This window comes from Marinospirillum sp., assembly GCF_035271045.1.
Classification (GTDB): domain Bacteria; phylum Pseudomonadota; class Gammaproteobacteria; order Pseudomonadales; family Halomonadaceae; genus Marinospirillum.
Window position 1 is genome coordinate 1 of record NZ_DATESC010000024.1, and the last position, 14,373, is coordinate 14,373.

Sequence of the window (14,373 nt, forward strand, 5' to 3'; positions counted from 1 at the left end):
GAATCAAAATTTGCTGCTGCGGTATCACTTGGCAGTAAGTTTCAGCTAGCTGGCACAACCTTGGCATTAAGTGCGTTTACTGGGCAAGGTGCGGGTGTTTATGCAGGCTGGGGCTATTTAGGTGCTGCAGGGGCTAATCAAGCGACCGATGTGATAGGTAAAGACCTTCGCACCATAGGCCGAGCCATTAGCAAGCTGCAACAAGCCAACCAATTAAAACACCTTGGCTGAAAATGCGATACACCCCTTTGCCATTGGCCGCAAAAACTGGTTGTTTGCTGAATATGCTCTACGCAACTGTGCAGACCGTAGTTCCAGCTTTAAACTAATCCATACAATCTATAAATATTTTTCTTATTACCTGTATAGCAAGTTCCATTTCTCGTTCGGTATAAGCTGCAAATCCAAGCAAGAACCCTGCTTGTTTTGGTGTGGTGATGTACAGGCTAGACAAGCTGATTAGGGTAATACCCTGTTGTTTAGCTTGCTCGATAATCACGTCCTCAAGAGTTTCATTTTTTAATACACAAGGCATTTGCATACCGCCTAAGGGCGGTAGAGGCTCGATAAAATCTTTTAAGTGTGTGCGCACAAGTTGCTCAAGTGTGGTTAAGCGTTTGGCATAAACTTGCCGCATCTGCCGAATGTAAGCGCCAAAATGACCATTCTCGATAAAGCGTGCAAGGGTAAGCTGGGAAATTGTTGCGGTATGTCCGTCTTGCAACGTTCGCGCTGTGGTCATTGGAGCGACGAGCTGCGAGGGTAAAATCATATAGCCAATACGCACGCTAGGAAATAAGGACTTGGTGAAAGTACCAATGTAAATAGTACGCTGGTAAGCGTCTAAACCTTGTACGCAGGCGGTTGGTTTTCCAGCGTAATGAAACTCACTGTCGTAATCATCTTCAATAATCCATGCTTGATTTTGTTCCGCCCATTCGATGAGTTCTAAGCGGCGCTCAAGTGATAATGTTGCGCCCGTGGGGTATTGATGTGAGGGCGTTAAAGAAAGAACTTTTGCGGATGAAGGATGCTGTTTTAATAAATCAACACGCATACCTTGCTGATCGACGGGTATAGGAATTGAAGTTAGCCCCGCTGCATTAAAGGCTTTACGTGCGCCTTGATACAGTGGATTCTCAGTAAAAATATTATCGCCCTCATCTAATAAAACCTGTGCACATAAGGCAATGGCTTGTTGTGAGCTGGTTAAAATCAAAATACGTTCAGGTGTGGCATGCGCGCCTCGCTCTAAATTTACATAGTGCGTAATGGCACGGCGCAGTTCTTTAGTACCTTGAGGATCACTATGTTGTAAGGCCTTGAATTGATAATCTCGAATAACTTGTCGCTCTAAGCGCGTCCAAAGTGACAGTGGAAACAGGCGTGTTTCGGGTATCCCTGGCGCAAAAGGCTGTGGTGTTAAAGCTTCTCTTACACCTTCATTGTTAAATATTTTCTGCCCTCGCTGGCTTAACTGAATACTTGTTTGCACGACAGGCCGAGCGGTTTTTTTACGCTTGGGCTTATGGAGTAACGGCACCTCTGCTACAAAGCTACCGCTGCCAACTTGGCGCTCAATAAAGCCTTCGGCATGCAATAAACTGTAGGCATTTTCAATAGTATCGCGTGAAACATTCAGTGATAACGCTAACGCACGCGAAGCTGGTAAGGGATGATTCGCTGGTAATGCGCCATCAAGTATTAACTGACGTAATGCTCGCTGAATGCGTAAGTACAGTGGGTACTTTATATCGTTGGGTTGTATCAGTGCTGCTTTAACGGACTCAAGCTGAGAATGCTTAAACAAATGGTATGCCTGCTATCTTAAAAATGGATGGTTACATCATGCCAAAGACGACGTATAAAACAACTCTTCTTCGTAGAATTTATGCGATTTAATGGAAAAGGTCATTAACAAGGTGGGTTATGAGTACATCAGTCGTGCAAAAAAATAAATTAACAGAGTATTGGAACCCGGTGATTGCGGGGTTAGTTTCCGTGTTAGTGAATTATGGTGGAACTTTTATTTTAGTTTTTCAAGCAGCCAGTGTTGCTGGTTTAAGTCCAGAATTAACGGCTTCATGGGTATGGGCTGTTTCAATTGGCGTTGGTATTACAGGAATTATATTAAGTTGGCGCTATCGTGAGCCGATTATCACGGCTTGGTCAACACCAGCAGCTGCGTTCTTGGTTGTCGCTTTAGCTTCAACGCCTTATGAGCAAGCAGTTGGAGCTTATCTAATTTCTGCTTTGGCTTTTTTTGTGCTAGGGCTTTCGGGCTATTTTGAAAAAGTTATTAAGTTAATTCCTGCGAGTATTGCATCGGGGTTATTAGCAGGGATTTTATTACAATTTGGTATCACTGCTTTCTCTAACATGACACTTGAGCCTGTCTTAGCAACGAGCTTAATTGTGGTTTACTTACTCTTGAAACGTGTGACTGCACGTTATGCCGTGGCGGGTATTTTAGTTCTGGGTTTAATACTTTTACTTCTTCAAGGTCGGGTTGATTTTTCAGGGGTTGAGCTACAGTTAGCCACTCCTGTGTTCACTTCGCCTGAATTTTCATGGCACGCCTTATTAAGTGTCGCGTTGCCATTGTTTTTAATTACTTTAACAGGTCAGTATATGCCTGGAATGTTAGTACTTCGTAATGATGGCTTTACCACCAGTGCAAATCCCATTGTGGCATTGACAGGTTTGGGTTCATTTCTTATGGCACCTTTTGGTTCGCACGCTTTTAATATTGCAGCTATTACGGCGGCTATCTGTACCGGTAAAGAAGCCCATGAAGAGCCATCTAAACGGTGGGTTGCTGGTATCGCAGCAGGTGTGTTCTATATTTTAGTGGGTTTATTTGGTGTCGCTTTAGCGTCTGTGTTCATGGCGTTGCCAAGTGCATTTATTACAACACTAGCGGGCTTGGCGCTGCTTGGAACGATAGGTGGAAGTCTGACAAATGCCTTATCAGACGACAAAACGCGTGAAGCCGCATTAATCACTTTTCTTGCTTCGGCTTCTAATATCCATTTATTGGGTATCGGTGGTGCTTTTTGGGGCTTATTAATTGGATTAATCGCTTATGCAGTACTTAATGGCCGCGTATTGGATAAATTATATAAAAGTACTATTTAAAATATGTAGGAGCATACAGTGAAAAAACCTTTGATTATTTCAGTTGAAGCGGTAAGTATTGATGATTATCAGCAGTGGTTAGTATTTTGATAGTAGTTAGCTGCTAACTTTGAGTGTAACGCTGAACTTTAATACATTAAGGTATTGCCATGAAATATACAGAACTTTCCATTACAGATGGATGCGGCAAAGACTTTAAGCAGCTTTTAGGTACAGACTTGCCTATTATTCAAGCCCCTATGGCAGGGGTTCAGGGCAGTGCTTTGGCTATAGCAGTAAGTGAGGCGGGCGGTTTAGGTTCTTTGCCCTGCGCGATGTTAAGCCCTGAGCAGTTGGATTCTGAAATTAAGCTTATAAAAGTGGCCACAAGCCAGCCGGTTAATTTGAATTTTTTCTGCCACGCAATGCCTGCGCTTGATGAAAAGAAGCAAGCGGCTTGGCAAGCAAGGCTAAAACCTTACTTTGATGAGCTGGGCATAGAGGCGGATAGCTTGCCTGCTGGTACCAGCCGAACGCCTTTTAATCATGCTACGGCAGATTTACTTGAAGCTTATAAACCAGAAATTATTAGCTTTCATTTTGGCTTGCCCAGTAATGAGTTAATGGCACGCATAAAAGGCTGGGGTACTAAAGTTTTATCTACGGCTACAACGCTTAAAGAAGCTGTGTGGTTAGAAGCTCAGGGTGTTGATGCCATTATTGCGCAAGGTTTAGAAGCCGGTGGGCATCGAGGGATGTTTTTATCGGCTGATATAACCACGCAAGTTGGTTTGGCTGCTTTAGTGCCGCAAATTGTCAGCCAAGTAAAAGTACCAGTAATAGCTGCGGGTGGCATTGCTGATGCTAAGGGTGTACAGGCTGCTTTATTGCTGGGTGCGACAGCAGTACAAGTGGGTACTGCTTATTTGTTGTGTAATGAGGCTAACACCAGTCAGCTGCACCGTGCTGCTTTAAAAAGCATTCAAGCTGCACACACGGCACTCACCAATATATTTACGGGTAGGCCAGCTAGAGGTATCGTTAACCGCGCCATTAAAGAGTTGGGTTATATAAGCGAAACAGCACCGGATTTCCCTTATGCTTCCATTGAAATGGGTAAGTTGCGTTCTGCTGCTGAAAAGAATAACTCAGCTGATTTTTCACCCCTTTGGGCAGGGCAAAACCCATCCGGCTGCAAAGAAATTTCGGCCGGTGAATTAACTAAGCAGTTAGCAGGGTTTTGACTTTATCCGTGTTTATCTGTGTCAATCCGTGGCTTATTTCTAATTTAAAGCACTAGGGCACTAGGGCACTAGCGTTAGCCTGCTTTGGGTATTCTGCTCGATATCTTTTTCAGCTAAGTGCTGTGGGTAGTAGCGCCCTTCACTATAAGCCTTGGCTTGGTCTGAATAGTGTTTATCAAACTTCACGCCGCTTTGCCCTACTGGGTTAATGCCTAAGGCTTGTTCGGGTGCAGCAAAATCAATTAACCGGCGGGTTGATGGGCCGTATTCCACTGCCCAAGGTGCGCTACTGTAACCGCTTGATAAATTATTAGGTAACTCATGACCGCCGGGTGCAGCAAAGTTCCCCACATTAAATAGTTTATCTAAGGGTTTTTGTGCGCCTAAAGGGTGATTGTGCGTAAGTGTGTGCGCTTTACCCCATTGCCAATCGTCTAGCTTAGGGCCTAGTACTTTATTTAGGTGCTTTAAAGTTGCTTGCCAAGCTTGGCCGACTACTATTTGACGGGTTTGGTTGGTGCCGGTTTGCTGGTTATTCCACCACGGTGAAGTGGGGTTGGCGACTAATAAGGGTAGAGCGCTGTCAATAATCCGCGTATTGAGCAGGTTATTAAAGGTTGCTTCACCTAATTCATCTAAAAAAGTGGCTGTTAATAGCTGGTAGGTAAATTCCGTAAATACCGTTGGTAAATAGCTGTTAGTTGGGAAGCTGCCTTGCCATTTTGCTAACTGGTTAATCAGTAGCGTTTCTTCTTTACTGCTGGCGCTGGCGTATAAATCGCCTAATAAGGGTTTAAGCAGGCGTGGTGCGTAGCCGCTTTGCTCACCTAGCTGTACGGCTTGGCTATTTTGGGTGTTCCATTTTATGTTGGGCTGACTAAGTTCTTTGATTAGTTGCTCGCCACGGTCGGCAAGGTTGTAGTAGCCAGGCAGTGGTACTTGATTAGGTGAAGCCGGCAGGTAATTTGCAGAAACTATATAACCTCGTTCGGGATTTTCTTCTTGCGGGTTATCGCTAAAAGGGTAGAAGCCGTATTTTTTAGCTTGGTCAGTTTGGCTGTCGAGTATAAAAGCAGGCTGAGTGCTGGCATCACGAATCGGCATCTTACCTGCTGCCCACCAAGCAATGTCGCCTTCAGCATTAGCCCAAACCATATTTAACCCAGGGGCATGAATCTTACTGGCAGCTGCACGGGCTTTATTCAGCGTGTTAGCACGGTTGAAGTCGTAAAAAGCGTCTAAAATGGGGTTTTTGGTTTCTAAGAAAGCCCACCAGAGTGCAATGGGCGTGTCAGGGGTTTTTTCACCTAACGCAGCGTTAATGATGGGGCCAAAGTCTGAGCTATAAAGGGTTAGCTCTTCAGCTGCTTGGCCTTTTATGGCGATTAGCTCGGTATGACGGGTTAAATTATCCCAGTTAGGTGGCAGGGCGATTAGGTCTAAATCATCATTTTGAAACATAGTCAGCGACCAGCCAAATGCTTGGTTATGGCCTAGCAGTGCAAAAGGGTTGAGGGCTTGAAAATGCCCATACAATTCAAAGCTAGGTGTTTGTAGATGCGCTTCATACCAAACAGCCGGTACAGAAAAGCCGATATGTGGGTCGCCAGCTAACAGGGGTTTACCGCTTTGGGTTTTACTACCCGCCATGACCCAAGCGTTACTGCCTTCAAACTGGGGCAGGCTGTGTTCAAACAGCGCTGCTTGGCTAACTTCGGCTAAAGCATTTAAACCCTGCCAATCGTTTGCTGTTAATTTGCTGCTACTTAGGGTGCTAGTGGCGTTAGTGGAAGAAGGTTCAGGGTAGGTGGCATCGCCTTGGCTAGGCGTGCTTAAATCAAAAATGCGTAAATAATCTTCGCCTAATTCATCACGAATATAAGTGAGCACTGGCTCGGTACGAAAAGCGGCGGCAAAACTGTAAGCTAAATAACCTGCCACGCTGATGGTATCTTCGGCTGTAAAAGGGCGAGGAGAAATGCCTAATAAATCGAATTCTAGGGGTTTAGCGCGAGTAGCTTGGTACTGGTTAATGCCATCTAAATAAGCATTTAAGCTTTGCATGGCTGGGCTGTTAGGGTCTAGCGTTTTTAAATAGCTTTTGGCGTGTTGGTGAAGGCGCAGGGTACGAAATAGGCGGTCGATTTTAACGGTTTTTTCGCCTAGTACTTCAGAAAGCTGGCCTTGGGCTAAGCGACGTACCATTTCCATTTGAAATAAACGGTCTTGGGCATGCACATAACCCAGTGCACGGTAAGCATCTAGCTCGGTTGCTGCCTGAATATGCGGAACACCGCGTTCATCGTAATGAACACTGACCGCTTCGCTTAGCTGCTCTAGTTTTATTTCACCACTACGCTGGGGTAGCTTTTGCTGGATAAACCAATAGCCACCTAAAGCTATGGCAATTAGCAGCAGAGCAAAACTAAAAAAACGCTTCATGGGGTTTATTCCTTGTTTATTGCTAATTATTTTCTGGCACTTGTGCTAAGGCGTGTTCAATTAACTCTACGCCAGCACCGGCTAGGTGTGCGCCTTCGCTTAAAGTGCGTCTAAACAGCCTTGCGCCGACTACACCTTGAAAAACACCCAGCAGTGGACGAATCATGGGGTTCAGTCGGTCGCCTTGGCTTAAACGCTCTTCAACATAAGGCAAATAATTACGAATGGCTTGGTGTTGGGTTAGACCGTTATCTTTCGCACCATAGAACTGTTGATCGACTTGGGCAACCAGCCAAGGGTTATTCCAAATGGCTCGACCTAGCATCACGGAATCGACTTTTTCTAAGTGGGTTTTGCATTCTTCTAAGGTATTAATGCCGCCATTTATGGCAATGACTAAATCGGGGTGTTGGGCTTTTAAGCGTTCTACACGGGCGTAGTTAAGGGGTGGTACTTCACGGTTTTGCTTGGGTGATAAACCTTTTAACCAAGCTTTTCTGGCATGCAGAATAAAAATTTCACAGCCTGCACTTTTTTGGTGCTGAATAAAGTTTTCTAAATCTGTGTCTTCGTCTTGGTCATCCACACCGATACGGCATTTAATGGTAACGGGTAACGGTGTAGCAGACTGCATGGCTTGAATGCAGTCGCTAACCAAGTTGGGGCGTGCCATTAAACAAGCACCAATCAGGTTGTTTTGCACCCTATCGCTGGGGCAGCCAACGTTAAGATTGATTTCGTTATAACCCCATTTGGTTGCCAAAGCCGCACAACGCGCTAGGTCTTCAGGGTTACTGCCACCCAGTTGCAGTGCAATGGGGTGTTCTTCGGTAGAAAAATCTAAAAACCTGTGTGGGTCTTTACCGTGCAAAAGTGCGCCGGTGGTAATCATTTCTGTGTACATCAAGGTTTTGTTACTTAGCAGGCGTAAAAAATACCGAAAATGACGGTCGGTAACATCCAGCATGGGAGCTAAAGAAAAACGGGGGTAGGGTTGGTCACCCCAAAGCGGCAAAGGCATAAGATTAAGATCACTAGCGAGTTAAAGTGGGTGAAGTGTAACCTTAGCAAGATAAAATGGCGACTCTTACAGGGGAGTAAGGTCGCCTAGGCATCGCAAGTGTGTATCTTAGGTGATAACAGCTAACTTCATACAAATTTGAGTGGCGATATTCTATATAAAAAACCGTTGTTGTGAAGGTGGTGTAATGTCACATAAATTGTCGGCAATGCACTCAGCGCAGGAATCTCTTATACTTGTTATCTGGGTTTTATTTTTATTTTCTTTGTCAGCAGGATGAACACGCATGACTGTACGCACTCGTATTGCTCCATCACCCACCGGTGACCCCCACGTTGGTACCGCTTATATCGCTTTATTTAACTTGTGCTTTGCCCGTCAGCATCAGGGTAAATTTATTCTGCGTATTGAAGATACTGACCAACAACGTTCTACCGCTGAATCGGAACAGCAAATTTTTGAATCGTTGCGTTGGTTAGGTTTGGATTGGGACGAAGGCCCAGACGTAGGCGGTGAATTTGGCCCTTACCGCCAAAGTGAGCGGGGTGATATTTATGGTCAATATGCACAAGAGCTATTGGATAAAGGCAAAGCTTTTAAATGCTACCGCACCAGCGAAGAGTTAGATGAACTGCGTCGTGATCGTCAATTAGCGGGTCATTCTACAGCGTTAAAACCTTCTGATCTGTATTTGCCCATTGAAGAAGTAAAACAGCGTGAAGCTGCTAATGCACCTTATGTTGTGCGTATGCTAGTGCCTGAGCATGATGGCGCTTGTGTAATTGATGATTTGCTACGTGGCAAGGTCGCGCTAGATTGGAGCATGGTTGATGCCCAGATTCTTTTAAAGTCTGATGGTATGCCAACGTATCATTTAGCGAATGTGGTTGATGACCATTTGATGCAGATTACTCACGTTATGCGCGGTGAAGAATGGTTGAATTCAGCACCTAAGCATAAGCTATTATACGAGTATTTTGGTTGGGAAATGCCAGTGTTGTGCCACTTGCCTTTGTTGCGTAACCCCGATAAATCTAAGTTGTCTAAGCGTAAAAACCCGACTTCAATTAACTTCTATCAGCGTATGGGTTATTTTCCAGCTGCTATGCTTAACTATTTAGGCCGCATGGGTTGGTCTATGCCTAACGAGCAAGAAAAATTCAGCCTAGAAGAAATGATTGCTAACTTTGATATTGGGCGTGTTTCTTTGGGTGGGCCAGTATTTGATGTTGAAAAACTAAGCTGGCTGAATGGTTTATACCTGCGTGAAGATTTTAATGATGAACAGTTAATTGCCGAGTTAATAAAGTGGGCTTTTAACAGCGATTATTTAAAGCAGATTATTCCACAGTTACGTCCGCGCATTGAAGTGCTGTCTGATGTAGCACCCTTGGCAAGCTTCTTCTTTAGCGGTATGCCTAAAGTAACCAAAGAAGATTATTTAAGCTTAGGTTTTGAAGAAACAAACTTGGTTGAGTTGTTACAGTTATTGGTTTGGGAAATGGATAACCTTAGCCCTTGGAATAAAGATGCTATTTTTGCGACGATTAAAGCCTTAGCCGATCATGCTGATTTGAAAATGAAGATTTATTTGCAGCCGGTGTTTATGGCGATTAGTGGTAGCACTACTTCAACGTCTGTTTTAGATGCGATGGTTATTCTAGGGTCAGATATGAGCCGTGCGCGTTTGCGTTTTGCGTTAGATCTAGTCTCTGGTGGTGGTGCTTCTAAAAAGCTTACTAAGAAGCTAGAAAAAGCCCACCAAACGTTTAAAACAGCCAAAGTTTCTGGGGAATTGAATTAGCTAGAAATAAAGCTTGACGGTGCGTAGGGTGCAGCCTATTATACGCACCGTCTTCAGGACATCGTGGGGGTATAGCTCAGATGGGAGAGCGCTTGCATGGCATGCAAGAGGTCTGCGGTTCGATCCCGCATATCTCCACCAATATTTAGAATGTTTTAAAGATAGCTTAAAAAGTACTAATGTCCCATTCGTCTAGTGGTCTAGGACACCGCCCTTTCACGGCGGTAACAGGGGTTCGAACCCCCTATGGGACGCCACTTATTTGTTTTCAGTATCAATGCTAATTAATGCCTAAGTTTTAAACGCTAATCTTATCTATTAAAAAATAATCAGGCTTAGTCCTGAGTTTTTTTGTGATTTTTTAGTGAGCTTTAAGTTAATTAATAGCCTACTTAGGTTTAGTAGGCTTTGGGTAACTTTAAATTGCTTCAAGCAAGACATGGTTAAGTAGTTTGTACTTGGCTGGGTCTTCTGGTAAGAGTTTTTTCTTTTCAGGTGGTAGTAGCTCTAATCTAAGATCCGTTGGTTTAATAGGCTTATTACTTAGCTTATTAAAAACAACACACACGACAGAAGGGCTATTATTTTTGTCATGTTCCTTTACAAAACCTAAATTACCATCTTCAAATGCGACTAAAGAACCCAATGGGAACAGCCCTTGACGCTTTATCAGTTGCTGGATAGAAGTTAAATCAAGTTGTTCACGCATTGCCATTAGTCGCTTATAGGCCAGAGCATAAGGTAGACCAGCACGGTAGCTGCGTGAGTTAGTCATGGCATCAAAGACATCAATAACAGCTGTTAATCTACCTATCGGGCTGATAGATATGGCTTTTAGGCTTTCGGGGTGCCCTGATCCGTCTAAGCGTTCACAGTTTTGTGTCGCAATGGTTAAAGCTATTTCAGGCATACCTTGCTGCCGTGAAAGAATTTCACGCGTCAGTAGTGAGTGTTTGTGCATCATTTTAGCTTCTTGTTCGCTTAACTCACCTTTTTTATTAACAATGCGTTCAGGTATTAATCCTTTACCTAAATCATGGCAAAGTCCTGCAAAAATTACATTACGCAAGTAATCTTTGTCGCGTGACTTAGGGTTGTCTTTATTAAACATAATTTGGTCAGCTAGAAGCACCGCAACGCTAACTGAGTGTTCATAAAGGTAATTGGCTGCGGTACGAATTCGAGTAGCAAGAATGAGTGCCTGTCTGTTCTTTTCTAAAGTGGTTAAAAGAAGGTCAGCAGTTTCCCGCATTGCTTTAATTGGTAAGGGTTTTTTCTCACGCAGGCTGTTAACCATATCTTGGATATTTTTGAGTGCTTTTTGATGAACCGCTATCACAGATAAGTTTTCTGCTGTTTCGCCACTTTGTTCAGCCGATTTGTTTTTATCGTCTTTAGTACTGTCTTTAGTCGCTATTTCTTGGAAAAGTTCAGATGTAGGTGTAGAGCTATCGCCTGAGCTAGCCCGTGCATTATCACGCTGCAACTCATTAACAATAAAAGAGATTTTGCGGTCTAATTTAGGATCCATATTAATAAATTGGCAGCCTAAACTACTGACTTTGTGTTTTTCGTTGTAGGCTATATGGCGTATGGCTAAACCAATATCAATTAAGTAACCATTAGGAAAAACAAAATGGCAGCTAGTGTACTCCGTGTTCTTGGGCAGCGTTTCACGCAAGTCACCTTCAATTTCTATTTGGCAACCTTGAGCCGATAAATCGTGTAATCGACCTTCATGTGCCCAAATTGGATTTTGAGGAATGATATTATCAAATTCATCACGTTTTTCAGGCGGGATTTCAAAGCCCAATTGTATTTTTATCGTTAGTGAGTGACGGATGGAAGCACGATAAAATTTACGGCGTTGTAGAAAATTAAGCTCAGTAGGAAAAAGAATTTTGTAAACTGGACTGCCTTCTTTTAATGCCCGTCCTACGGCTTGCATTTTTACAGCGCTAATTTTACAACCGTCATGGTAGCTATCAAAACTAAAGGGCACGGCTTTTGCCATTAACTCATCCCCCCATTTGGGGGTCACTTCATCAAGTAAAATATAGCCTTCTTTAAAATTAACGGCTAAAACCATGCTGGTGTAATAGTCAGCAACAGAATCAAACCGTAATTTTAAAGGTGTATGTTTACTCTCTAGCCTACGCATTAGGCGATAAATGCCTTCGTTAGACTTGATTATTTGTCCTTCGGGTTGATTTTCACCCGTAGGTTTTTTTGAAGCTATGCCTTTTTCATTTTGAGTCATGCCCACAAATTAAATCCTAAATACTTGGGTTTTGGTTAACCAGTAGAGCTTAATACCTGTTCATGTATAAAAAATCAACAATTGAAGTTAATTATATGCATAAACTAGTGGGTTTACTCAAAGTTAGGTTTGAATGCTTGTAGACGGCGCAATAAACTGGAGGTATCCCAGCGACCGCCATCTAATTGCTGCACTTCACCATAAAATTGATCAACTAATGCGGTAACAGGAAGTTGAGCATTAATTTTACGCGCTTGATTTAAGCAGATCGCTAAATCTTTACGCATCCAATCGACCGCAAAACCGTGTTCATATTCGTTAGCAATCATCGTTTTATGACGGTTATTCATTTGCCAAGAACCAGCCGCACCTAAGCTGATAACATCCATAACTTTTTGTTGGTCTAGCCCCGCTTTGTCAGCAAAATTAAGTCCTTCAGCTAAGGCTTGTAATAGACCGCCAATGCATATTTGATTAACCATTTTAGTCATTTGCCCAGCACCTGTTGCACCCATGTGGGTAACGGCTTTGGCGAATACTTGGATCAGCGGTTCAATTTGCTGGAATGCGTCTTCCTCACCACCGACCATAATGGTTAGTTGGCCATTAATCGCACCCTGTTCACCTCCTGAAACGGGTGCATCTAAAAAGCTAATTTTTTGTTGGTAGCAAAGCTCGGCCATTTCAATGGCAACAGCAGCAGAAGCCGTAGTGTGGTCAACAATAAAACTACCCGGTTTAAGGGTTTTAAGAATGCCTTGTTCACCCGTAATGACTTCTTTTAGGTTATCATCGTTTCCTACGCAAATAAAAACCACCTCAGCATTAGCCACAGCCTTTGCTGGTGTTGTTGCAGCACTATGGCCAGGGTGTTTTGCAGCCCACTGGGTAGCTTTGGTCAATGTACGGTTAAATACACATAGCTGATGACCGGCTTTAACTAGATGGCTGGCCATAGGAGCACCCATAACACCTAAACCAATAAAAGCTAAATTTTTGTTTGTGATTTTTGTAGGTATTTTCATTATTTGTTCCGGTTCTAATCGTTATAATCAACAAAAAAGGCCGCTAATGAGCAGCCTTTATTAGAGCAAAATTACTTAACGGTTAGGAAAGTCACGTTGTGGTGCGCCAGTGTAAAGCTGACGCGGACGGCCTATTTTATAATCATTACTAATCATTTCATTCCAATGCGAAATCCAGCCAATAGTACGACTCATGGCAAAAATTACGGTAAACATATTGGTTGGAATGCCAATGGCTTTAAGGATAATACCTGAATAGAAGTCAACGTTGGGATAAAGTTGACGTTCAACAAAGTATTCGTCTTGCAGGGCAATTTCTTCTAAACGTTTAGCAATTTTTAGCTGCGGATCGTTAGCCATACCCAGTTGAGCAAGTACCTCATCACAGGTTTCTTTCATAACTTTGGCGCGAGGGTCAAAGTTACGGTAAACACGGTGACCAAAGCCCATAAGCTTGAAAGAGTCTTCTTTGTCTTTAGCACGTGCAACAAACTCATCAATGCGTGACACATCACCAATTTCATCCAGCATAGCTAGAACGGCTTCGTTAGCACCACCGTGGGCAGGCCCCCAAAGCGCAGCAATACCTGCAGCAATACAAGCAAAAGGATTCGCGCCAGTAGAACCTGCTAAACGTACCGTTGAAGTGGACGCATTTTGCTCGTGATCGGCGTGTAGCATAAAAATACGATCCATTGCTTTAGCGAATACAGGGTTGATTTTGTATTCTTCACAAGGCGTAGCAAACATCATGTGTAAAAAGTTTTCTGCGTAGTTAAGCGCATTGTTTGGATAAACAAAGGGCTGGCCGGTGGAATACTTGTAACACATAGCGGCAATGGTCGGCATTTTGGCAATTAAGCGGTAGGCTGACACTTCACGGTGATAAGCATCACTGATATCCATTGCATCGTGATAAAACGCTGATAAAGCACCCACAACACCACACATAACCGCCATGGGGTGAGCATCGCGACGAAAGCCTTTGAAAAATTGAGTGAGCTGCTCATGTACCATGGTATGGCGGCTAATAGTCACTTTAAAGGTTGCGTGCTGCTCTGCTGTTGGCAATTCACCATTAAGCAATAAGTAGCAAAGCTCTAAATAATCAGATTTAGCCGCCAATTGATCGATAGGATAACCACGGTGCAGTAAAATACCCTTGCCGCCATCAATGTAAGTTATTTTTGATTCGCAGGAAGCGGTAGCTAAAAAGCCTGGATCATAAGTGAATAAGCCTGTAGAGCCTAGGCTACGCACATCAATAACGTCTGGGCCTACAGTTCCTGATAGGATAGGGAGTTCGACCGTTTGCTCAAGCCCATCAATAGTTAGCACTGCTTTCTTGTCAGCCATAAGGCCTCCTTATTGGTTTTAATCATGCTTGCAGTTTGAAAATGAAGATGGCACTACTATAGAAGCGAAAATTCTCCTGTCAATTACGCTAAATACCTAGAGTA

At 43.5% G+C, this 14,373-nt stretch carries 9 protein-coding genes, 2 tRNA genes and 1 pseudogene; 6 read left to right on the plus strand and 6 right to left on the minus strand.

Translation table 11 applies throughout. The features are described 5' to 3' along the window. Positions 1-231 (plus strand): annotated as a pseudogene (locus VJY63_RS09315) (hypothetical protein); the annotation flags it as partial. Positions 232-325: 94 nt separating this feature from the next. Here VJY63_RS09315 and VJY63_RS09320 read toward each other — a convergent pair. Continuing rightward, positions 326-1,810 (minus strand): PLP-dependent aminotransferase family protein, encoded by a 1,485-nt coding sequence (locus VJY63_RS09320; RefSeq protein ID WP_324050215.1) that lies wholly within the window; start codon positions 1,808-1,810, stop codon positions 326-328. A 119-nt stretch (positions 1,811-1,929) separates the two neighbouring features. Between VJY63_RS09320 and VJY63_RS09325 the strand changes: the two genes are divergently transcribed. Together VJY63_RS09325 and VJY63_RS09330 are read left to right on the plus strand one after the other, a co-directional pair. Continuing rightward, entirely contained in the window at positions 1,930-3,138 is a 1,209-nt protein-coding gene (locus tag VJY63_RS09325) for a benzoate/H(+) symporter BenE family transporter (protein ID WP_324050217.1), read from the plus strand. 149 nt (positions 3,139-3,287) lie between these two features. Then, positions 3,288-4,361 carry a nitronate monooxygenase gene (locus tag VJY63_RS09330; RefSeq protein ID WP_324050219.1) on the plus strand — a complete coding sequence of 358 codons (1,074 nt, stop codon included), beginning with the start codon at positions 3,288-3,290 and terminating at the stop codon, positions 4,359-4,361. 60 nt (positions 4,362-4,421) lie between these two features. Here the strand turns inward: VJY63_RS09330 and VJY63_RS09335 are convergent, their stop codons facing one another. Both VJY63_RS09335 and dusA read right to left on the minus strand, forming a co-directional pair. Next, entirely contained in the window at positions 4,422-6,803 is a 2,382-nt protein-coding gene (locus VJY63_RS09335; protein WP_324050220.1) for a penicillin acylase family protein, read from the minus strand. A 22-nt stretch (positions 6,804-6,825) separates the two neighbouring features. Next, a complete protein-coding gene (dusA, locus tag VJY63_RS09340) occupies positions 6,826-7,824 on the minus strand; it encodes a tRNA dihydrouridine(20/20a) synthase DusA (protein ID WP_324050222.1) in 999 nt (332 codons plus the stop codon). A gap of 286 nt (positions 7,825-8,110) precedes the next feature. On the opposite strand from dusA, the gene gltX reads away from it, so the two are divergent. The 3 genes from gltX (at position 8,111) to VJY63_RS09355 (ending at position 9,885) form a co-directional block, all read left to right on the plus strand. After that, positions 8,111-9,628: a glutamate--tRNA ligase gene (gene gltX / locus VJY63_RS09345; protein WP_324050224.1), complete on the plus strand. Its 1,518-nt coding sequence runs from the start codon at positions 8,111-8,113 to the stop codon at positions 9,626-9,628. Positions 9,629-9,693: 65 nt separating this feature from the next. Then, positions 9,694-9,769, plus strand: a tRNA-Ala gene (locus VJY63_RS09350). A 40-nt stretch (positions 9,770-9,809) separates the two neighbouring features. After that, positions 9,810-9,885: transfer RNA gene (locus VJY63_RS09355), tRNA-Glu, on the plus strand. 161 nt (positions 9,886-10,046) lie between these two features. On the opposite strand, the gene VJY63_RS09360 is transcribed toward VJY63_RS09355, so the two are convergent. From VJY63_RS09360 to gltA, 3 genes are all read right to left on the minus strand, one after another. After that, a complete protein-coding gene (locus VJY63_RS09360) occupies positions 10,047-11,888 on the minus strand; it encodes an HD domain-containing phosphohydrolase (protein WP_324050226.1) in 1,842 nt (613 codons plus the stop codon). A 113-nt stretch (positions 11,889-12,001) separates the two neighbouring features. Next, positions 12,002-12,913, minus strand: coding sequence for an NAD(P)-dependent oxidoreductase (locus VJY63_RS09365; RefSeq protein ID WP_324050228.1), 912 nt, complete (start codon positions 12,911-12,913; stop codon positions 12,002-12,004). Positions 12,914-12,988: 75 nt separating this feature from the next. Next, entirely contained in the window at positions 12,989-14,269 is a 1,281-nt protein-coding gene (gene gltA, locus VJY63_RS09370) for a citrate synthase (protein WP_324050229.1), read from the minus strand. Between the last annotated feature and the right edge of the window lie 104 nt (positions 14,270-14,373).